Source organism: Bradyrhizobium sp. SZCCHNRI2009, assembly GCF_032485115.1.
Classification (GTDB): Bacteria; Pseudomonadota; Alphaproteobacteria; order Rhizobiales; family Xanthobacteraceae; genus Bradyrhizobium.
This window is the reverse complement of the sequence record NZ_JAUEUH010000001.1, coordinates 1,542,118-1,562,324: the sequence shown is the minus strand read 5'-3', so window position 1 is coordinate 1,562,324 and position 20,207 is coordinate 1,542,118. Positions and strand designations below refer to the sequence as shown.

The window sequence follows — 20,207 nt, the reverse complement described above, 5'->3', positions numbered from 1 at the left end:
CCATTCACGCGAGGCTCAGGCCGCGTCTTCGAACTGGGCGTAACCGGACGCCTCCAGCTCGAGCGCGAGCTCCTTGCCGCCGCTCTTCACGACGCGGCCCTTCGACATCACGTGAACGACGTCGGGGACGATGTAGTTCAGCAGCCGCTGATAGTGGGTGATCACGATCATCGAGCGCTCCGGCGAGCGCAGCGCGTTGACGCCGTCGGCCGCGATGCGCAGCGCGTCGATGTCGAGGCCGGAATCCATCTCGTCGAGGATGCAGAGCGACGGCTGAAACAGGGCCATCTGCAGCACCTCGTTGCGCTTCTTCTCGCCGCCGGAAAAGCCGACATTGACGCCGCGCTTGAGCATGTCCTGCGGAATGCTGAGCGATTTCGAGATCTCGCGCACCTTCCTGAGGAAGTCCGGCGTCGAATACTCCTCCTCGCCGCGCGCCTTGCGCTGCGCATTCAGCGCGGTGCGCAGGAAGGTCATGGTGGCGACGCCGGGGATCTCGACCGGATACTGGAACGCCAGGAACACGCCCTTGGCGGCACGCTCGTCCGGTGCCATGGCGAGCAGATCCTCGCCCTTGAACAGGATCTCGCCGCCGGTCACCTCATAGCCCGGCTTGCCGGCGATGACGTGGGACAGCGTCGACTTGCCGGAGCCGTTCGGCCCCATGATCGCGTGCACCTTGCCGGCGTCGATCGACAGCGTCAGGCCGTGGAGAATCTCGCGCTCCTCGACGCGAACCTGCAGGTTGTTGATTTCGAGTAGTGCCATGATCTGTTTCCGCTCAACGCTTGCCCTGGCGCCACCGATTCCATCGGGTCCGAGGGCGAATGATATCGATGTCAGCACGAGCGGGCCGCGCCGCGGCCCCGCTGCAATGTGGCCTCAGCCGACCGAACCTTCGAGGCTGATCGAGATCAGCTTCTGCGCCTCGACCGCGAACTCCATCGGGAGCTGCTGCAGCACGTCCTTGACGAAGCCGTTGACGACGAGCCCGACCGCCTCCTCTTGCGAAAGACCGCGCTGGATGCAGTAGAACAGCACGTCCTCGGAGATCTTGGACGTGGTCGCCTCGTGCTCGAAGGTGGCCGAGGAATTCTTGGCCTCGATATACGGCACGGTATGCGCGCCGCATTTGTCGCCGATCAGGAGCGAATCGCAGGCGGTGAAGTTGCGCGCGCCGGTGGCTTTGCGATGCGCCGTGACGAGACCGCGATAGGTGTTCTGCGAGCGGCCTGCCGCGATGCCCTTGGAGATGATCCGGCTGGTCGTGTTCTTGCCGAGATGGATCATCTTGGTGCCGCTATCGACCTGCTGATAGCCGTTCGAGATCGCGATCGAATAGAACTCACCGCGCGAATTGTCGCCGCGCAGGATGCAGCTCGGATACTTCCAGGTGATCGCCGATCCCGTCTCGACCTGGGTCCAGGAGATCTTGGAATTGTCGCCGCGGCAGTCGCCACGCTTGGTGACGAAATTATAGATGCCGCCCTTGCCTTCCGAATTGCCCGGATACCAGTTCTGCACCGTCGAGTACTTGATCTCGGCGTCGTCATGCGCGATCAGCTCGACCACGGCGGCATGCAGCTGGTTCTCGTCGCGCTGCGGCGCCGTGCAGCCTTCGAGGTAGCTTACGTAGGCGCCCTTGTCGGCGATGATCAGCGTGCGCTCGAACTGGCCGGTGTTGCGCTCGTTGATGCGGAAATAGGTCGACAGCTCCATCGGGCAGCGCACGCCCGGCGGCACGTAGACGAACGAGCCGTCGGAGAACACCGCCGAATTCAGCGTCGCATAGAAATTATCCGAGGTCGGCACCACGCTGCCGAGATATTTCTGTACGAGCTCAGGATGCTCGCGGATCGCCTCCGAGATCGGCATGAAGATCACGCCGGCCTTCCTCAGCTCCTCCTTGAACGTGGTCGCCACCGACACCGAATCGAACACGGCGTCGACCGCGATCTTGCGCGTCTCGGGGCTGCCGGCGCCGGGCACGGGCTCGACGCCTTCGAGGATCGCAACCTCGCGCAAGGGAATGCCGAGCTTCTCATAGGTCTTCAGGATCTCCGGATCGATCTCGTCGATCGAGGAGAGCTGCTTCTTCGGCTTCGGCGCCGAGTAGTAGTAGAGATCCTGGAAATCGATCTTCGGATAGTCGACGCGCGCCCAGGTCGGCTCGGTCATGGTCAGCCACCGGCGATAGGCCTCGAGGCGCCATTCGAGCATCCAGGCGGGCTCGTTCTTCTTGCCCGAGATGAAGCGGACGGTGTCTTCGGAAAGCCCCTTCGGAGCCTTCTCGGATTCGATGACGGTCTCGAACCCATAGCGATATTGGTCGACGTCGATCCGCCTGACGCGGTCGACCGTCTCTTGTACGGCTGGCATTCAATCCTCCGCTCGCGGTTTCAAGGACCGCGGTGGACACGTTCTGGAACCGTCTTACGACGTTTCCTCGACGAAATCACGCCCTTAGAATCGCTCAAGCACGGTTTCGTCGCCACCTTTAAGTAGGGTCAATGACAGCTTTCGCCAAGCCTGCAGGCCGCGATCGACGTCCGCCTCCGTCGTGGACCAGCCCAGACTGAGGCGCACCGCTCCCTGGGCCGCTGCGGAACTGGCGCCCATCGCTTCCAGGACATGGGAGGGCTGGACCTTGCCGGACGAGCAGGCCGAGCCGGAAGACACCGCGATTCCTTCGAGATCGAACCCGATCACGGCCGTCTCGGCCTTCAGCCCCGGCGCCGTGAACAGCGTCGTGTTCGGAAGCCGCGCCGCCTCGGAGGAAAATACCGTCACGCCAGCGGTTTGACGAAGGCCCGTTTCCAGCCGGTCGCGCAGCGCCGTGATCCGGGGCAGGTCGACCTCGAGCTCAGCCAGGGCAGCACCGGCCGCGGCGCCAAATCCGGCAATTCCTGCCACGTTTTCGGTTCCAGCCCGGCGACCGCGCTCCTGGCCGCCACCGCGGAGAACCGGAATCGGCTCCTCCACACCAGCGCCCAGAACCAGCGCGCCCACGCCCTTGGGTCCGCCGATCTTGTGCGCAGAGATGGTTACAAGGTCTGCGCCCATCTCTTTGATATCGAAGGGTATTTTTCCAAATGCCTGGACCGCGTCGACCTGCAGCAGGCCGCCCGCCAGGTGCACGATCTCAGCAACTTTCGAAGCCGGTTGAAGCACCCCGGTCTCGTTGTTGGCGGCCATGACGGATACCAGCGCCGGCGGCCCTCCGGCCAGCAGGGCTTCCAGGCGGCCGAGATCGACCACGCCGGAGGAGTCGACCGGGATCGTCTGCACCGCTGATGGCGCGAACCGGCCGCCGGCCAGCACCGAGGCATGCTCGACCGCCGACACCAGCAGCCGCTCGACCGGGCCGGCCGGCGCGCGCAGGCCTGGGCTCAAGGCGAGCACATTGGCCTCGGTTCCGCCGGAGGTGAACACCACACGGCGCGCGACGGTACCGAGCCCCCGGGCGATCACCTCGCGGGCCTCCTCGGTCAGCCGCCGCGCCTTGCGGCCTTCGGCGTGAACCGACGAGGGATTGCCGACCAGATCCATGGCGGCGAGAATCGCCGCGCGCGCTTGCGGTCGCAGCGGGGTCGTCGCATTCCAGTCGAGATAGATCCTGTCGGCCATGGCTCGTTCTTATCAACTCGGGCCACGAACGACCATCGCTCGCCCGCGCCATGATGATGCGCGACGGCCAGCGTGATATCGTCGGGCGCAAGATTGAGATAGCGGGTCCGGTGCCATGAACAAGCTTGTCGGCTCGATGCTGCGTCCGAATGATCGGACCTTCTACGCGATCATGGCCGGGTTCTCGCTCGGCATCGGCGTCGTCAACGCCCTTTCCGCCGCCCACGATGCCGTCAGGCGGGGCGCGGCCTATGATCTGGAAAAGCAGTTGCTGTGGGAGATGACGAGCATTGTCGTCCTCATCCTGCTGGCGCCGCTGCTGGTCGCTACGGTTCGTTCCATCCGGCTGGGCCCGGCTGCCATGGCACGTCACATCGCGCTCGCAATTGCCGCCGTGGTCGCCTTCTCTGCGCTTCACATGATCGGCATGGTGACGCTGCGCAAGCTGCTGATGTGGACCGCGGGCGGCGCGTACGACTTCCAGCTCTCGCTGGCCACCATCGTGTACGAGTTCCGCAAGGACGTCATGACGGCGCTCCTCATCGGTGCCACGCTCTGGCTGTACGACGGCTATCGCGCGAGCGCTGTCCGAGAGCCGGCACGGCGATCCGAGCCGCCTGCCCCTGCCACGCTCTGGCTGCGCGACGGCGCGAGCCGCATCCGCATCTCGCCGGCCGACATCCTGTGGGTCGCCGCGGCCGGCAACTACGTCGAATATGCCATGGCCGACGGCAGGCGACATCTGATCCGCGGCACCTTGTCGGCCGCCGAGGTCGAGCTCGCCCGCTTCGCGCTCGTCCGCATCCACCGCGGCCGGCTGGTCAACATGGCCCGGGTCGCCGCGCTTTCGGTCCTGCCAACGGGCGATTTCGGCCTGACCTTCGACAACGGACAATCCGCGCAGGGCAGCCGCCGCTATCGCAGCGCCGTTGCGCAACTGGAGCACACGGCGTCGCTGCGCTGAACGGCCGGGCCTCAGACGAAAACGCCAGTATTTTCATCGAATTGCAGGCGCATTCGGATCACGTTCCGCGACCGCTTCGCCCCGCCGCTGTATCGGCAGCCCGGTCTGCATCCCTGCCGCAGCCGCCTTGCCGGGCGTTGAAAATCCTTGCTTTTTGCCCCGCGCTCCATGCTAGAAGGCCAACTTCCAGTCACGCCAGCGCTGCTCCGTCCAAGCGAACGGATGGCGCTCGATCACCACTTTTCCTGCTGAACTCGTCGGCGAGGCGCCAGATGAAGCATGGACGAAGTCGGTCGACGCTCTGCCAAGGATTCTCTGATGCCTGAAGTCATCTTCAACGGTCCGGCCGGCCGCCTCGAAGGCCGTTACCATCCGGCGAAGCAGAAGAACGCGCCGATCGCGATGATCCTGCATCCGCATCCGCAGTTCCACGGCACGATGAACCATCAGATCGTGTACCAGTGCTACTATGCCTTCGCGCATCGCGGCTTTTCGGTGCTGCGCTTCAATTTCCGCGGCGTCGGCCGCAGCCAGGGTTCGTTCGATCACGGCACCGGCGAGCTGTCCGATGCGGCCTCCGCGCTCGATTGGGCGCAGACCATCAACCCCGAAGCTCGCGCCTGCTGGGTCGCCGGCTTCTCGTTTGGCGCCTGGATCGGCATGCAGCTCCTGATGCGCCGCCCGGAGGTCGAGGGCTTCATCTCGATCGCGCCGCCCGCCAACCTCTACGACTTCTCGTTCCTGGCGCCCTGCCCGTCCTCGGGCCTGATCGTGCACGGCGAGCGCGATGCGGTGGTGCCGCCCAAGGACGTCAACACGCTGGTCGAGAAGCTGAAGACGCAGAAGGGCATCGTGATCGACCAGCAGGTCATCCCCGGCGCCAACCACTTCTTCGACGGCAAGCTCGAGCCGCTGATGGAAACCATCACCGCCTATCTCGACATGCGCCTCGCCAATGTGAGGTGAGGTCGCGCGCGTTGCCGGATGTTCGAACGGACGCCCCTTGACGCACTGCTGTCATCACCCGCGAAAGCGGGCGATCCAGTACGCCGCGGTTCTCGGCTGATCATCAGGGTCTCGGAATACTGGATCGCCCGTTCAAGTCGGGCGATGGCACTGTGAGTGGCGTAAACGCCCGGCACGACAACAACGTTCCTAGGCCGCCTGCTTCAACAAATACGCATCGTGCCGCGCGAGGAACGCGCGCAGCAGCTGCGGATAGTCGGCGCTGACCGCCGTCCTCACGCTCGGCCGCTGCGCGAGCCGATCGCGCCACGCCCGAACCTTCGGCGTCGACGCAAAGATGCCGAGATCGCCGTAGCCATCGAACACATCGAAATACCGGAAGATCGGTGCGAACACGGCGTCGACCAGGCTGAAGCGGACGCCATCGAAATACGGCCCCTCGCCCAGCGCGGCCTCGACGCGGACGAACTTCACCGTCAGCGCCTCGCGCTTGGCCGCGAACACCGCGGCATCCTGCGTCGTCTCCAGGCCCCAGAGATCGCCGAGGATCGCTGAACCGAACTCCATCCAGGCGCGATGCTGCGCACGCGCGAGCGCGTCCTCGGGATGCAGCCTCGCGCCGGCTTGCGTGTCCTCGATGTACTCGCAGATCACGTTGCTCTCGAACAGCGCCACCTCGCCTTGCGCCGTCGGCACGACCAGCACCGGCACCTTGCCGAGCGGCGATATCTTCAGGAACCAGTCGGGCTTGTTGGCGAGATCGATGTCGATCCGCTCGAATGCGACGCCCTTCTCGGTGAGCGCGATGACGGCGCGCTGCACATAGGGGCAGAGCTTGTGGCTGATCAGCTTCAGGGCAGGCGCCATGACATCCTCGGCAGTTTGATGCAGATGCATCAAAACTAGATGCATCTGCATCAAACTGTCAAGGTCCACGCACATGCATGGATCATGGCCGCGCGATCACTCCGCCGGTCATCGGAAACGGCACGCCGGTGGTGGTGGGATAGCTCAGCGGCAGGCCCTTCATGCCGCGGACCGCCAGGAAGCCGAACGCCTGGGCCTCGATGGCGTCCGCCGACCAGCCCAGCGCATCGGCCGATTCGACGCTCGCCGGCGCGACACGCTCCCGTAGCATCCGCATCATGGTATGGTTGCGGGCGCCGCCGCCGCAGACGATCCAGCTCGCCGGCGGCTTCGGCAGCAGCGGGACGATGCGGGCAATCGCTGCGACCGTGAACGCCGTCAGGGTCGCGGCCCCGTCCGCCGGTTTCACATCGCCCAGCTTCAGCGCGGCAAAATCATTGCGGTCGAGAGATTTCGGCGGCGGCAGCGCGAAGAAGGGCATTTCCAGCGCGCTGGTGATCCAGGCCTCGTCCGGGTTGCCCTGCTCCGCCACGCGGCCGTCCTGATCGAATGGCTGTCCCGTGGTCCGGTGCATGAAATCGTCGAGCAGCGCATTACCGGGACCGGTGTCACAGGCGATCAGCACGTCGTCGCCGTCGATATAGGTGATGTTGGAGACGCCGCCGATATTGACCACGGCGATCGGCCCCGCGCGCGACAGCGACTGCGCCAGGGCGCGGTGATAGACGGGTACGAACGGCGCGCCCTGCCCGCCGAAATCGACGTCGGCGGCGCGGAAATCGTGCATCACCGGGATGTGGACGGACTTGGCGAGCACGGCCGCGTCGCCGATCTGCACGGTCAGGCGGCGCTCGGGGCGGTGCAGCACGGTCTGGCCGTGGAAGCCGATGATGTCGATGTCCTCGGGCTTGAGCCGGTGCTGCGCCAGGAACGCGGCGACCGCCTCGGCATGCGCCACCGTCACGACGCGCTCGGCGTCGCGCACCCGTCCGGGACGCGCATCGCGCCGCTCGATCTGCACCGCATCGGCGAGCGCCTCGCGCAGCAGGCTGCGCTCCGCGGCGCTATAGGCCCGGTAGCCCGAGGGACCGAGGCTCTTGATCTGCCGCCCATCGGTCTCGATCAGGGCCACGTCCACCCCGTCGAGCGAGGTGCCACTCATGAGGCCAAGTGCGGTCAGAATCATTGCAGTCGAACCTGAAAACCCTGCCCTGCTTGCCAAGTACGGCCGATTTGAGGTCCCGCCCAGGCCGTGCACATGCTTGTACAAGCCCGGCGCATCTTATAATGCCACAACGCCCGTATCCGTGGCATGTGCCTCCCGCACGTCCCCGCGACAAGCGGTCAATACCGTAAACAAATGCTCAGAGTCGCCGACAATGACTGGCTTCAAGTCTGATTTCCTGAACGTGCTGCAGAGCCGCGGGTTCATTCATCAGTGCTCGGATTTCGAGGGGCTGGATGCCCTCGCCGCCAAGGGCCAGGCGACCGCCTATGTCGGCTACGACTGCACCGCACGCTCGCTGCACATCGGCAACTTCCTGACCATGATGATGCTGTATTGGCTGCAGCAGACCGGGAACAAGCCGATCACGCTGATGGGCGGCGGCACCACCATGGTCGGCGATCCCTCCGGCAAGGACGAGACGCGGGCGATGCGCACGGTCGAGGAGATCGAGGCCAACAAGGCGTCGATCCGCGGCGTGTTCGCCAAGGTGCTGCGCTACGGCAATGGCGCCACCGATGCCATCATGCTCGACAATGCCGAATGGCTGACGAAGCTGAACTGGATCGAGATGCTGCGCGACATTGGCCGGCATTTCTCGGTCAACCGCATGCTGACCATGGACTCGGTCAAGCTGCGGCTCGAGCGCGAGCAGGAGATGAGCTTCATCGAGTTCAACTACATGGTCTGCCAGGCCTACGACTTCGTCGAGCTGGCGCGGCGCACCGGCTGCCGGCTGCAGATGGGCGGCTCCGACCAGTGGGGCAACATCGTCAACGGCGTCGAGCTCGGCCGCCGCATGGGCACCGAGCAGCTCTTCGCGCTGACCACGCCGCTCTTGACCACCGCATCCGGCGCCAAGATGGGCAAGACCGCGCAGGGCGCGATCTGGCTCAATGCCGACCAGTGCAGCCCGTATGATTTCTGGCAGTACTGGCGCAACACCGAGGACGCCGACGTCGTCAAGTTCCTCAAGTTGTTCACCACGCTGCCGCTGTCCGAGATCGAGAAGCTCGGTGCACTTGAGGGTGCCGAGATCAACGAGGCCAAGAAGGCACTGGCCGACGCGGCCACCACCTTGCTGCATGGCGAAGAGGCGGCACGCACCGCTGCCGAGACCGCCCGCCGCACCTTCGAGGAAGGCGCCATCGCCGAGAACCTGCCGACGGTCGAGGTGCCGCAGGCCGAGCTCGACGCTGGCCTTGGCGTGCTCAACGCCTTCGTCAAGGCCGGCCTCGTCGGCTCCAACGGCGAGGCGCGGCGGCAGATCAAGGGCGGCGGCCTGCGCGTCAACGACGTTGCGGTCACCGACGAGAAGATGGCGCTGACGCCGGCTGCACTGACCAGCGAGGGCGTGATCAAGCTGTCGCTGGGCAAGAAGCGCCACGTGCTGGTCAGGCCTGCATAGCCGCATTCGCTTTTGCCTGCTTGTCAGGGAAGGCCGAAAGGCGCTCCCTCAGGGCATGACGATCAGCGCGCCGCGAGAGCCTGCGCAAGCCGAGGAAACCCCGACAGCTCCACCACGCGCGCGCATGGCGTTCGTGGTGCTGGGTCTCTGCTTTGCGCTGTCGGTGATCGGCCGCGGACTGGGAGAAAGCTTCACCGTCTTTCTCAAGCCGATCTCCGACAGCTTCGGCTGGGACCGTTCCGAGGTCGTCTCGATCTATTCGCTGACGGCCCTCGCCGGCGGCCTCGCCGCACCGCTGATCGGGCGGCTGTTCGACCACTCCGGACCACGCACCGTGTATGCGCTCGGCCTCCTGCTGCTTGGTTCCGCCTTCACGGCCGCGGCGCACGCGCAGGCGCTGTGGCAGTTCCAGATCAGCATCGGCCTGTGCGTCGGCATCGGCATCGCGCTAATCGGCAACGTCCCCAACTCGATCCTGCTGGGCCGCTGGTTCGGCAAGAAGCTGCCGACCGCGATGGCGGTGATCTATTCCGCCACCGGCGCCGGCGTGCTGATCCTGCTACCGGGCTCGCAACTGCTGATCGACGCGATCGGGTGGCGCAGCACATATCAGGCGTTCGGCGCCGCCGCCTTCATCCTGCTGGTGCCGCTGGCGCTGCTGCCCTGGCGGCTGTTTGCCGCCGGCGCGCCCCACATCACCAGGCCTGTCGCCGACGAGCTCGCCGGCGATGCCTGGACCTTGTCGCGAGCGCTGCGCCATCACGCCTTCTGGGCGTTGTTCTCGACCTTCTTCTTCACCGCCGTTGGCATGTATGCGATCGCGCCGCAGGTCGTCGCCTATCTGATCGATGCCGGCTTTGCGCCGCTGCAGGCCGCCACCGCCTGGGGCTTCTCGGGCGTGGTGCTGCTGTTCGGCATGCTCGGCGTCTCGGCCCTCGACGGGCTGATCGGCCGGCGGCCGTCGGTGCTGTTCTCCTACGCCGTATCGATCGCAGGAATCCTGATGCTGTGGGCGCTGCAATTCTCGCCGAACATCTTCCTGCTCACCGGCTTCGTCGTCTGCTTTGGCAGCATGATCGGCTCGCGCGGGCCGCTCCTGTCGGCGACCGCGATGAAGATCTTCCGCGGTAGGCGGCTTGGCACCATCTACGGCACGATCACGATCGGCAGCGGGCTCGGATCGGCACTGGGATCATGGAGCGGCGGCGTCATCCACGATCTCACCCACGGCTATGATGCCGTCATTCTGCTCGCGCTCGTGAGCGTCGTCATCGGCATGATCCCGTTCCTGGTCGTTCCGGCCCTTCGCACCTAGTCGGCCCGCGGTCCAAGTACGATGTGCTTGCGCGCTCCGATAGCCGCCCGTCCACATAGTGGACGGCGCACAACAACCACGCGTTCATGATTAGTAAGCAGCTTGATGATAGTTGTTTCGGCAAGGACGCGCCGTCGAAAGCGCGCGCCATACCGACGGGATCGTCCGCGCCCTGGCCGATGGCGCCAAGCAGATCGAGCACGTCGCCGAGCTGATCTCGAGCATCGCGGGCCAGACCAACCTGCTGGCGCTCAACGCCACGATCGAGGCCGCGCACGCCGGCGAAGCCGGGCGCGGCTTTGCCGTGGTCGCGGCGGAGGTGAAGAGTCTGGCCAGCCAGACCGGCACAGGCCACGCAGGAGATCGGCGACCGCATCGCCCGGATCCAGAACGCGACGCGGGAAGCGGTCGGCGCGCTCGACGCCATCACCCTGACCATCGAGGAGGTGTCCGCGATCGCGGCCACGATCGGATCGGCGATCGAGGAACAGGGAACGGCCACCGCGGAGATCGCGCGCAACGTCACCCAGACCGCGCAGGCCACCCGCGAGGTCACCGCCAACATCGGCGGCGTCTCGACGGCGGCCAATGAGACCGGGAGTGCCGGCCACGTGCTGATCGCGGGCGGCAACCTCTCCAAGCAGGCCGAGCAGCTCTCCCGCGAGGTCGACACCTTCCTTGCTGGCCTCAGAGCGGCCTGAACCGCATCGATCGGGTCTGTTGACGTCGCCGAACGCCGGCGGCCGGCAGCGTCAATTGTTCGGCGGCAGCTCCGCCGGCGGGTATGGCTGCTTGCCGGTGTTGAAGTCCATGATCTTGCGCGTCACGCCCGGCAGCATGGCCGAGATCGGGTTGATGCGCACCACAGGCTGGCTTGGCGTGCCCACAACCTCATAGGTCACGCCGAACAGACCTTCATTGCTGCCGCCGAGGAACAGCCCGACGATCGGGATCTGGTTGAACATGTTGTTCAGCCCGTACAGCGGCACGATCGTGCCCGAAGCCCGGACCTGGTTGACGTTGTAGTCGATGCTGCCCTCGATGGTCAGGCCGAGCGTCGGTCCCTTGACGACGCCGTCGCGGATCGAGAGCAGCCCGTTCTGCCGCGTGAACTCCGCGCGCAGCATGGTGAATGCGATGCCTTGCGAGGCGCCCTGTGCTGCGCCGGAGGCGGCGCGATCCAGCGCCTGCTCACCCCTGACGGTGAAGTTGCGAACGATCGCCAGGCCTTCCTTGGGGCTGGAGTCGGCCGTCGGCGGCTCCATCGCCAGTTCCAGCTCGCCGCCAGCCATCTTGGAATAGGTGTCGGCGAAGCGCAGCAGCGCGCCGGCATCGTTGGTTACCAGATAGATCACCTCGCGGCCCTGGCGACGCGCGCGAGGATCAGCGCTCGGCGCCTCGCGGCCGACGCGGATGTCGGCGGTGACGGGCGTGTCGCGGCCGACCTTGCCGGTCAAATTGAAGCTCTTGAAGGCGCCGCCGCGCCTGGAGAACTTGAGGTCGACGCTGCGCAGCGCCTCGCCGTTGAAGCCGGCGACGGCGCCCAACTTGACCTCGGCGTCGAAGTCGAGGTTGGAGCGTGCCTTGTTCTTGTCGGCGTCCTTGTTGGTGCCCGAGATCGCCGACTTCAGGAAGCCGCGGCCGTCGAACACGTCGCCGCGCATCGACAGCTTCAGCACGCCGTCCTGGCCGCGCTCTGCCTTGAGCTGCGTCTTGTCGCCTTCCGACGGCGAATAGGTCGGGAAGTTGGCGTTCATCAGGTCGCCGTTCTGGTCGACTTCCAGCGAGCCCTTGATGGAGACGCCGCCGCCTTCGATGTTGATGTCCTCGAAGCGCGTCGATTGCTGCTTGGCGACGACGTTGAAGGTGGCCTTGCCGGATTTGCCCGGGTTCTTCACCCAGCCCGGCAGCAGGTTGTCGAGCTTGAGCTGGGTCAGATCGGCCTCGACGCCGATGCGGCTGTCGCGATCGGCAGAGCCCGCGATCTTGCCATTGAGCTTGAGCGGCACGTTGCCGGTGATCGCGGTGCCCAGATCCATGCCCAGCCGGGCCCGGCTGGCATCGTCGAGGATCGCCTGCATCTTGATGTCGGCGTCGCCCTCGGTCGGCTTGCGATAGTCGAGCGTCGCCGGCTGGCCGTTGATCTTGACGTCGCCCTTCACCTGATAGCCGGCGGTGTTGGCCACGATCTTGAGCGTGTTGGCCTCGAGCTTCTGGTTCATCACCAGCTTGTCGGCGGCAAAGCCGTTGAGATCGGCCGTGACCGCGTAGCTGGTGTCGGCCTTGGTCAGCTCGCCCTTGACCGGCATCGCGAGATTGACGCTGGCCTGGAACGTTCCCTTGGTCTGGTTGGGATCGATCGGCATCGACGACAGATCGTTGAGCCGGTCGGAGGCGAGGATCTCGGCGGCAGCGGCGACCTGCCCTTCGACGCGCATGCGTACCCGCGACGGCGACGGCTTCGGCGCCATGTCCGGTACTTCGAACACGACGTCGGAGAAGTTGAGCTTGCGCCCGGCCGGCGTATCCGCGACGCCCTGCCCGATCGTCACCGTCGCGGTGCGGCCGGTGACATGCGCCTTCACGTCGGCATCGCGCACCGACGGCAGGCCGTCGACCGGATGCACGGTGACATTGGTGGCGACGATGTTGACGTCGAGACCATCGTCGGGGATCGGCGGCCCCTTGCGCGGCAGGTTGCGCGTCGGCGAATTGACGGCGACGTCGATCCGCTGCACCGAGCCGCGCTCGATGCGCTCGATGATCCAGGCCCGCACCTCCGGCACGATCAGCGCCGGCCAGATCCGTTTCATCGCCAGCGCGGGCATCGGCGTCGCCGCGAAGCCGAGCTTCAGCCGCGGCTCGCCGGCATACTCGACGCTGCCGGTGCCGGCGACGCCGATCTCGCCATTGGAGACCTCCGCCTGCGTCAGCAGCACGCGCTTGCCCTCGGTGTCGAAGCGGAAGTTGATCGAGATGCGGTTGAAGATCAGCGGTGGCTCGTTTTCGATGGCGCCGAGCAGAATGGTGCCGCCGTTGAGACCCAGCCGCCAGTCGTTTGCGGTGTCGTTCGGAGGCTCGAGATTGGCGTTGAGCGTGATGCGGTTGGCGCCCGAGATCACCTTCAACGGCGCGATCAGCACGCGGCGCCCGGCGTCCCATTCCATGCTGATCTCGGCGGAGTCGATCGCCATCGGATAGTCGGGCGTATCGGTGTCGATGATCTTGCCGGCGCCGATGTTGATCTTGCCGCGCAGATAGGTCGGCAGCCCGTCGCGCGCGAGCTCGCCCTTGATCTCGCCGGTCATGGGCAGGTCCGCCATGTAGGTGAGATCCTTGAGCCGCATCGCCAGCAGGATGTTGCTGGTGGAGACCTTGTCGGCCTTGATGTCCACCGTGCGCACGCCGTTGGCCTGGGGCCCGACCAGGATGCGCAGCTGCCACGGCTTGGCGCCCTCTTCGCCGAGGCTCAGCGCCACCCCGCCGCCGGACGGCCGGCGCAGGCTGAGGCTGATGTTCTCGAACGTCCATTTGTTGCCGCGCTGCTGGTCGTCGACGATCAGCACGCCGTTCTTCAACCCGATCTCGTTCAGGTTCTGGCCATCGAGCCCGGTGAGGCTGAGGCTGTCGAGCCAGTCCAGGCCGGCGAGCAGGCCGTTCGGCGCAGCGGTCGCGGGCACAGTCGACATGGCCGGCGGTGCTGGCTGCGAGCCGGCCTGCGGTCCCGGTGCGTTGGGCGGTGGCGCGGCCTGTCCCGGTCGCGGGAATGTCGGCGGCAGGCCGGCATCGCGCTTGGAGGCGACGCCCGTTGCCAGCGGCTTGGTGGTCTCCCCCGTCGACACCGTGACGGTGCCGTCCGGGGTGATGCGAATCGCGAGCTCGGCGTCGACCAGCTTGAGGCTCTCGGCACGCAGCTGGCCCATCAGCAGCGCGGCGCCGGACAGCCGCACCTCGGCCTTGGGCGCGCTGGCGACGATGGCGTGATCCTGATCGCGCACGATGATGTCGCGGATCCGGACCGCGATCCTGATCCGGCCGGCACGCTCGATCTGGGTGCCGCCGACCTCGACGGTGTTGCCGTGGCCGATATTGTCCTCGATCGCCGCCGCGAGCCACGGCGTCGCCAGATCGAGGCTGATCGGGCCCGCACCGAGCCGCAGCCACAGGCCGGCGAAGCCGAGCCCGACGAGCAGCATGAGCGATGCCAGCGTGATGACGACCCGCTTGGCCACGCGGCCGCCCGGCAGACGCGGACGCGCCCAGCCGAATCGACCGGTGCTCCCGCCCGAATCGGGCCGCGACAACAGGCGCCGGGCGCGCTGCCCGACCGTCTCGTCGTGCTCGGCGGCAGCCTCATACTGGTCGGCCACATCCCAGTCGGCCTCATCCCACTGCTGGCCCTGGGTGTCCGCTTGCAGATGGGGCCGGTGGGGTGATGTCTGTCTTGCCATTGCCTCTCGGTGCCGGCCCCTCGTGTCCGAAACATTCGTGCCAACCTGGCCTCGGCCAGGTTGGTCGCCGGTGTGGCCCCGCCCGTTCACGCAGCGCGCGTGCTCACTGCCGGCAGGACTCGATGCCCCAAATGATCCCGTCACGCTTCGGCGGGTGCTGTCAACACGCCGCTGGCGCTTCGCCGGCGGCGCGGACGACGCGCGACATCCTCGTCACTATACCCCGCCGCCGTCAGGTTTGCCCACCTGCTCGCGCCAGCGGACCGGCGCCTCTCCACCGCCGGACGAATTCTGTGGCGGGGACGTCTGATCCGGAGACGGTACGAGAGTCGTCATTGCACTGTGCTCAACTGCGCTGGTGCTCACGCCTGCTGGTAGCCGTGATCTTCGCTTCATCGCAAGAGACACGATCCCCTGCGCGCCGCGAAGCACGGATTCCAGATCGATCCCGGGACACCGGACAAGAACCGAGATACTTTCATTTTTGAGCCGCCGAAAGCGACGAAAGGAAGGCGTATGTCAAAGGAATCACAAAAGAAATCCTCCAACCCGGCGTCCTACGGGGCGATTGACGGGAACCGGCTCGCCACCGCGGCCAAGAAGGCCACCAAGAAGACGGCCAAACCGGCAGTGACGAAAGCCACCAAGACGACCTCCGCAAAGACGACCTCCGCAAAGACCGCGACGTCCAAAGCCGCGACCACCAAAACGGGAGCTGCGAAGGCCGGGCCCAGGACGCTAGCCACCACTGGAACGGGCCTCGCCGAGGGCGTCAAGGCACCCGCGTTCAAGCTGCCGCGCGATGGCGGCGGAACCGTTTCGCTGGCCGACTACAGCGGCCAGAAGCTCGTGCTGTTCTTCTATCCCAAGGCCAATACGCCCGGCTGCACCAAGGAGGCGATCGACTTCACCCGCCTGTCGAAGGACTTCGCCGCCGCCGGCGTCAAAGTGCTCGGCGTCTCCGCCGATTCGATCAAGGCGCAGGACAATTTCCGCGACAAGCACGATCTCGCCATGCCTCTGATCTCGGACGAGACACATGAGATGCTGGAGGCCTACGGCGCCTGGGGCGAGAAGTCGCTCTATGGCCGCAAGTTTCTCGGCATCATCCGAAGCACCGTCTTGATCGGCGCCGACGGCCGCGTCGCCAAAGTGTGGCGCAACGTCAAGGTCGACGGCCATGCCGACGCGGTGCTCGCGGCGGCGCGCGCGCTCTGAGAATGCGCCTGACGGCGTTGGCGGAAAATTAACCATGCAGGGGTCAAATCGCTCCCGTAAATGACGCCGCCGGAACGACGATCTCCGGCCGGCGCGGGAGTGCCGATGTCGTATCGTTCCGGCCATCACGCCGAATATCCCCAGCACCATTCTCATGACCGTGGGCACGCCCATCACCATCGGCGCGCCCCCGTCAGCCATCCGGCGCAGGTCGCGGCCGCGTCGCAGAGCGACTACACGCTGGTGCATGCCGGCAAGCAGGTGCGCATCGGCCCGGTGGTATTCTGGATCGTGGTCGGCACCGTCAGCCTGCTCGGGCTGTGGTCGGCGGCGACCGCGACCTATTTCGCGTTTCGCGACGACGTGCTGACGCGGCTGATCGCGCGCCAGGCCGAGATGCAATATGCCTATGAGGACCGCATCGCCGAGCTACGCGCCAAGGTCGATCGCGCCACCAGCCGGCAATTGCTCGACCAGGAGCAGTTCGACCAGAAGCTCGACCAGATCCTGAAGCGCCAGAGCGCGCTTGAAGGCCGCGCCACCGCGCTCGGCAGCATGCCCGACATCACCGGCTCGATCCGCGCCCCGGCGCGCGCGCCTGTCGCGATCGAGCCGCCGTCGGCGCCAGCCACGCCCAAGCCGTCGCCGATCAGCGACACCGTGATCTTCACGGCGCCGCCGGACCGCGAGGCCCGGCTCGAATCGCGCAGCCCTGTGATGGCCAACGCGCAGCCGAACCCATCGACCAAGCTCGCCGGCGTCGACAACGTGCTGACGCGGCTGACGCGCTCGCTCGACCAGGTCGAGGCGCGGCAGATCGCGATGCTGTCCTCGGCCGAGGAGACGCTGGAATCGAAGCTGCGCCGGATGCGCGGCGTCATCACCGATCTCGGCCTCGACATGGGTCAGCTCGAAGCGGCGGCGCCGAAGGGCGGCATGGGCGGCCCGTTCGTGCCGGTCAAGCTCGGCGCCGAATCCGGTCCGTTCGAGCGCCAGCTCTACCGCATCAGCATCACCCGCGCCCAGGTCGAGAAGATGAACCGCACGCTGTCGCTGGTGCCTTATCGCAAGCCGGTGATCGGCGAGGTCGAGTTCACCTCCGGCTTCGGCGTGCGCTCCGATCCGTTCCTCGGCCGCCCAGCCATGCACACCGGCCTCGACTTCCGCGCCGCCACCGGCGATCCGGTCCGCGTCACCGCCAACGGCAAGGTGGTCAACGCCGGCTGGGCCGGCGGCTACGGCCGCATGGTCGAGGTTGATCACGGCAACGGCCTCTCCACCCGCTACGGCCATCTCTCCGAGATCAACGTCAAGATCGGCCAGCATGTGAAGATCGGCGACATCATCGGCGAGGTCGGCTCGACCGGCCGCTCGACCGGCCCGCATCTGCACTACGAGACCCGCATCGACGGCGAAGCCGTCGACCCGCAGAAATTCCTGCGCGCCGGCGTCCGGCTGAGCGCGGGCTAGGTCAATCAGCTCACATCAAGTTGGTGCGGTGCAGCGTCCCGCGCGGGCGCTCCGGAGCCGGGCCTATCGCCTGGCCGGGAGCATGAAGACCTGGCCCGGATAGATCAGATCGGGACTTCGGATCTGCTCCCGGTTTGCCTTGTAGATGACCGCGTAGCGCGTGCCGCCCCCGAGCAGGCGGCGGCTGATGTGCCACAAGCTATCGCCGCGGGCGACCGTGACCGTCGTCATCTTCGGCTCGCCTCTGGCAGAGGGCACGATCGCCTCACGCGGGTTGCCTGCAGCCGCGACCAGCGTGGACTGAGCGGCCGCGCGTGCCTTGGCCGTCTCGGCCCCCGCAACAACCGAGGACAGCGATGCAGTCGTCGCGTCGTCGGGCAGGCTCAACGGGACCTCGGCGCGCGCCTGGACGGAGCCGGATGCCGGATCGACCTCGTCGAGCCTGATCCGGTCTTTGCCCGCCCGGCTGACGTCCTTGCCGATCGCGATGCTGAGACGTCCGTCGGCACCCGCCACCGTCGATGAGATCAGGCGATCGTTCAAATAAAGCCTCACCGTCGCGCCCGGACGCGCCCGGCCGTTGACGCGCAGGACGCCATTCGTCTCGTGATCCACCGCGTCCACCGCCAGCGCCTGCGGGATCGCGCCGGCCGGCTTCGACAGAACGCGCGTCGGCTCATCCGGCGACAGCAGAGCCACCGTGGCCTGCTGCCGCCCGGCCTCGACGTTCACCGCCACGCTCTGCTTCGACGTCACCTCGTGTCCGTCGGCGAGCTTCGATCGCAGGGTCAGATCGTAGGTTCCGGCAGGGAGACGGGGCGGCACCATGGCGAACTGTCCGGCCCGGTCGGCAACGACGCGGTCATGAACCTCGCCGTTGCGCAGCAGTTCCACGGTGGCGCCGGGCGCCGCGCGCCCGGCGACGACGGCGTCACCCGAAGGAGCGACGTTGACGACATCGAACGCCGGACCATCGCTTTCGGCGCCCGACTGTGGAACCAGCGGACCCAGCGCGGCGGCAAGACCACTCGCCTGCTGCTGCATCGTCGCAAGCGGGCTTGCGCCGCGACCATGGTCCGCGGCGGACGGCGCTTGCTCGGCGGTCGGAACCGATGCGGACTGCCCCGGCGCTTCGGCCGCCGGGATTGCCGCTCCGCTCGCGGCCGTTTTGTCCCGCCCGATAATCGGGACGTCACGGATCAGCGTGGGATCGAACACGACGACCAGCGCTGCCGCCGGGACAACGAGGGCCGCGACCCCAAGAATGATCCGGATCACCGGCTTGCCGCTCATGATCATGCCTCGGTCCGTTGCTGGTCGCGTCGATCGCGCGTGTGTCGAGCCATACCATCCGGTCCGGCGAAACACCAATTGCAGCCGGGCGGGCACGACACCGGACAATTCCGGGATACCGGCCGCCGAGGCCGCCCATGGCTGGCCCGGCCGCGCCCGGACCCGGCCGGCTCACGCCGCGCCGAGCGCATCGACAAAGCGCGACAAATCTTTCCCCAACTCGCCCGGCTCCTCGAGGCCGATGCTGCCGCACCAGCACATCCTTGAGCGCCTTGCGCAAGGCCAGATCCTTCACCGTGATCGCGCCGAGCAGCAGGTCGGAATGGCCGCCGACCGACGGGCACGAGACAACATCCGGTCATTTGCGCGACGCGCGTGCCCTGCTCCGGCCTTCGGACGCAATCTGCGCCGCGCATTCGGCGAACACCTGGCGCAGGAATTTGTGGCTGGGGTCCTGATCCCTGAACGAGGGCCAGATCATGGACTCGTTCAGGCGCGGAATCTCGAACGGGAAGCCGACGAACTTCACGGGATAATGCAGCGCCAGATCCTGCGCGAGCAGCCGATGCAGTGTCGCGATCCGGTCCGTCCCGCACAGCATCCTGGGCAGCAGGCAGTAGGAATCGACCGTACAGGCAATCTTTCGCGGCCGGCCGGCGCGCGGGAAGAACAATTCCTCGAACGAGAAGGAGCCGGCTTCGCCGAGGCGGACGTTGACGTGATCGGCCGCGAAATAATCGTCCTCGGACAGCTTGCCACGCCGCAACGGCCGCTCCCGGCACATCATGCAGACATGATCGTCCGACAGCAGATGCGTCTGCGGATGCGCTATCCGTGACGCATACTGCTCGGGCAATATCAGCAGGTCGATGTCGCCGAGCCCGAACACCTGCTCGACATGCTTGGGCAGATGCGCGATCTCGAGCTGGAATCCGCTCGCGCGCTGCGCGAGCGCGATCGCCACTCGCGACACCAGCACATAGGTCGCGTAGTCGGATGCACAGATCCGGAACGTGCGGCTGATCGTCGAGGGATCGAAGTCCGGTCTCGTGCTGATCGCGGCGCGCGCACGAACGAGCGTGTCCTTGACCGGCTCGACCAGCGCCTGGGCGAGCGGCGTCAGCTCGAACTGCCGTCCGACCTGGGTCAACAGCTCGTCCTCGAAGAACTCGCGCAGACGCGCCAGCGCGGCGCTGGTCGCGGATTGACCGAGCCGGAGGCGATCCGCAGCCCGCGTGACGTTGCGCTCGTCGAGCAGCGCGTCGAGCGCCACCAGCAGATTGAGATCGAACCTGTCCAGCCGCATCGCAGCGCGCTCCCTTCCCCTGGACTTGTCACTTGGTATCGATCGTATCGATGACGATGCGCAATTCAATCGATTTTGCCGGATCACGGGTTCGACC

14 protein-coding genes and 1 pseudogene are annotated in these 20,207 nt (G+C 66.4%); 7 read left to right on the top strand and 8 right to left on the bottom strand.

Annotation, left to right across the window (positions count from 1 at the left end):
• Positions 1 to 15 precede the first annotated feature (15 nt).
• The 3 genes from sufC to QX041_RS07105 form a co-directional block, all read right to left on the bottom strand.
• Positions 16 to 768 carry a Fe-S cluster assembly ATPase SufC gene (sufC, locus tag QX041_RS07115; protein ID WP_315712154.1) on the bottom strand — a complete coding sequence of 251 codons (753 nt, stop codon included), beginning with the start codon at positions 766 to 768 and terminating at the stop codon, positions 16 to 18.
• Positions 769 to 882: 114 nt separating this feature from the next.
• Complete coding sequence (gene sufB, locus QX041_RS07110; protein WP_315712155.1) at positions 883 to 2,379, bottom strand: Fe-S cluster assembly protein SufB; 1,497 nt, start codon at positions 2,377 to 2,379, stop codon at positions 883 to 885.
• A gap of 84 nt (positions 2,380 to 2,463) precedes the next feature.
• Entirely contained in the window at positions 2,464 to 3,627 is a 1,164-nt protein-coding gene (locus QX041_RS07105; protein ID WP_316164777.1) for a cysteine desulfurase family protein, read from the bottom strand.
• Between the two features lie 172 nt (positions 3,628 to 3,799).
• Between QX041_RS07105 and QX041_RS07100 the strand changes: the two genes are divergently transcribed.
• Together QX041_RS07100 and QX041_RS07095 are read left to right on the top strand one after the other, a co-directional pair.
• Positions 3,800 to 4,591 carry a LytTR family DNA-binding domain-containing protein gene (locus tag QX041_RS07100; RefSeq protein WP_316164776.1) on the top strand — a complete coding sequence of 264 codons (792 nt, stop codon included), beginning with the start codon at positions 3,800 to 3,802 and terminating at the stop codon, positions 4,589 to 4,591.
• Between the two features lie 318 nt (positions 4,592 to 4,909).
• Positions 4,910 to 5,557: an alpha/beta hydrolase gene (locus QX041_RS07095; protein WP_008971476.1), complete on the top strand. Its 648-nt coding sequence runs from the start codon at positions 4,910 to 4,912 to the stop codon at positions 5,555 to 5,557.
• Positions 5,558 to 5,746: 189 nt separating this feature from the next.
• On the opposite strand, the gene QX041_RS07090 is transcribed toward QX041_RS07095, so the two are convergent.
• Together QX041_RS07090 and QX041_RS07085 are read right to left on the bottom strand one after the other, a co-directional pair.
• The gene (locus tag QX041_RS07090) at positions 5,747 to 6,424 is read right to left on the bottom strand and encodes a glutathione S-transferase family protein (protein WP_316164775.1); all 678 of its coding nucleotides are present in this window, start codon (positions 6,422 to 6,424) and stop codon (positions 5,747 to 5,749) included.
• Between the two features lie 82 nt (positions 6,425 to 6,506).
• Positions 6,507 to 7,610, bottom strand: a complete 1,104-nt coding sequence (locus QX041_RS07085; protein WP_316164774.1) for an anhydro-N-acetylmuramic acid kinase — start codon at positions 7,608 to 7,610, stop codon at positions 6,507 to 6,509.
• A 193-nt stretch (positions 7,611 to 7,803) separates the two neighbouring features.
• On the opposite strand from QX041_RS07085, the gene tyrS reads away from it, so the two are divergent.
• The 3 genes and pseudogenes from tyrS to QX041_RS07070 all read left to right on the top strand — a co-directional run.
• A complete protein-coding gene (tyrS, locus tag QX041_RS07080) occupies positions 7,804 to 9,057 on the top strand; it encodes a tyrosine--tRNA ligase (protein WP_316164773.1) in 1,254 nt (417 codons plus the stop codon).
• Between the two features lie 55 nt (positions 9,058 to 9,112).
• Positions 9,113 to 10,372 (top strand): MFS transporter, encoded by a 1,260-nt coding sequence (locus tag QX041_RS07075; RefSeq protein WP_316164772.1) that lies wholly within the window; start codon positions 9,113 to 9,115, stop codon positions 10,370 to 10,372.
• A gap of 124 nt (positions 10,373 to 10,496) precedes the next feature.
• Positions 10,497 to 11,073: pseudogene (locus QX041_RS07070) on the top strand (methyl-accepting chemotaxis protein); the annotation flags it as partial.
• 51 nt (positions 11,074 to 11,124) lie between these two features.
• Here QX041_RS07070 and QX041_RS07065 read toward each other — a convergent pair.
• On the bottom strand, positions 11,125 to 14,823 hold the full coding sequence (locus QX041_RS07065; protein WP_316164771.1) for a DUF3971 domain-containing protein: 3,699 nt from the start codon (positions 14,821 to 14,823) through the stop codon (positions 11,125 to 11,127).
• A 516-nt stretch (positions 14,824 to 15,339) separates the two neighbouring features.
• Here QX041_RS07065 and QX041_RS07060 point away from each other — a divergent pair.
• Together QX041_RS07060 and QX041_RS07055 are read left to right on the top strand one after the other, a co-directional pair.
• Positions 15,340 to 16,041, top strand: a complete 702-nt coding sequence (locus QX041_RS07060; RefSeq protein WP_316164770.1) for a peroxiredoxin — start codon at positions 15,340 to 15,342, stop codon at positions 16,039 to 16,041.
• A gap of 105 nt (positions 16,042 to 16,146) precedes the next feature.
• Positions 16,147 to 17,511, top strand: coding sequence for a M23 family metallopeptidase (locus tag QX041_RS07055; RefSeq protein ID WP_316164769.1), 1,365 nt, complete (start codon positions 16,147 to 16,149; stop codon positions 17,509 to 17,511).
• A 63-nt stretch (positions 17,512 to 17,574) separates the two neighbouring features.
• Here the strand turns inward: QX041_RS07055 and QX041_RS07050 are convergent, their stop codons facing one another.
• Both QX041_RS07050 and QX041_RS07045 read right to left on the bottom strand, forming a co-directional pair.
• The gene (locus QX041_RS07050) at positions 17,575 to 18,810 is read right to left on the bottom strand and encodes a LysM peptidoglycan-binding domain-containing protein (RefSeq protein WP_316164768.1); all 1,236 of its coding nucleotides are present in this window, start codon (positions 18,808 to 18,810) and stop codon (positions 17,575 to 17,577) included.
• Between the two features lie 352 nt (positions 18,811 to 19,162).
• Positions 19,163 to 20,110, bottom strand: a complete 948-nt coding sequence (locus QX041_RS07045) for a LysR family transcriptional regulator (protein WP_315751682.1) — start codon at positions 20,108 to 20,110, stop codon at positions 19,163 to 19,165.
• Positions 20,111 to 20,207: the final 97 nt, after the last annotated feature.

Coding starts and splice junctions, on each gene's coding strand:
- tyrS (WP_316164773.1), top strand. CDS start 7,804: ATGACTGGCTTCAAGTCTGATTTCCTGAACGTGCTGCAGAGCCGCGGG.
- QX041_RS07100 (WP_316164776.1), top strand. CDS start 3,800: ATGGCCGGGTTCTCGCTCGGCATCGGCGTCGTCAACGCCCTTTCCGCC.
- sufB (WP_315712155.1), bottom strand. CDS start 2,379: ATGCCAGCCGTACAAGAGACGGTCGACCGCGTCAGGCGGATCGACGTC.
- QX041_RS07095 (WP_008971476.1), top strand. CDS start 4,910: ATGCCTGAAGTCATCTTCAACGGTCCGGCCGGCCGCCTCGAAGGCCGT.
- sufC (WP_315712154.1), bottom strand. CDS start 768: ATGGCACTACTCGAAATCAACAACCTGCAGGTTCGCGTCGAGGAGCGC.
- QX041_RS07045 (WP_315751682.1), bottom strand. CDS start 20,110: ATGCGGCTGGACAGGTTCGATCTCAATCTGCTGGTGGCGCTCGACGCG.
- QX041_RS07060 (WP_316164770.1), top strand. CDS start 15,340: ATGTCAAAGGAATCACAAAAGAAATCCTCCAACCCGGCGTCCTACGGG.
- QX041_RS07090 (WP_316164775.1), bottom strand. CDS start 6,424: ATGGCGCCTGCCCTGAAGCTGATCAGCCACAAGCTCTGCCCCTATGTG.
- QX041_RS07050 (WP_316164768.1), bottom strand. CDS start 18,810: ATGATCATGAGCGGCAAGCCGGTGATCCGGATCATTCTTGGGGTCGCG.
- QX041_RS07105 (WP_316164777.1), bottom strand. CDS start 3,627: ATGGCCGACAGGATCTATCTCGACTGGAATGCGACGACCCCGCTGCGA.
- QX041_RS07085 (WP_316164774.1), bottom strand. CDS start 7,610: ATGATTCTGACCGCACTTGGCCTCATGAGTGGCACCTCGCTCGACGGG.
- QX041_RS07075 (WP_316164772.1), top strand. CDS start 9,113: ATGACGATCAGCGCGCCGCGAGAGCCTGCGCAAGCCGAGGAAACCCCG.
- QX041_RS07055 (WP_316164769.1), top strand. CDS start 16,147: ATGTCGTATCGTTCCGGCCATCACGCCGAATATCCCCAGCACCATTCT.
- QX041_RS07065 (WP_316164771.1), bottom strand. CDS start 14,823: ATGGCAAGACAGACATCACCCCACCGGCCCCATCTGCAAGCGGACACC.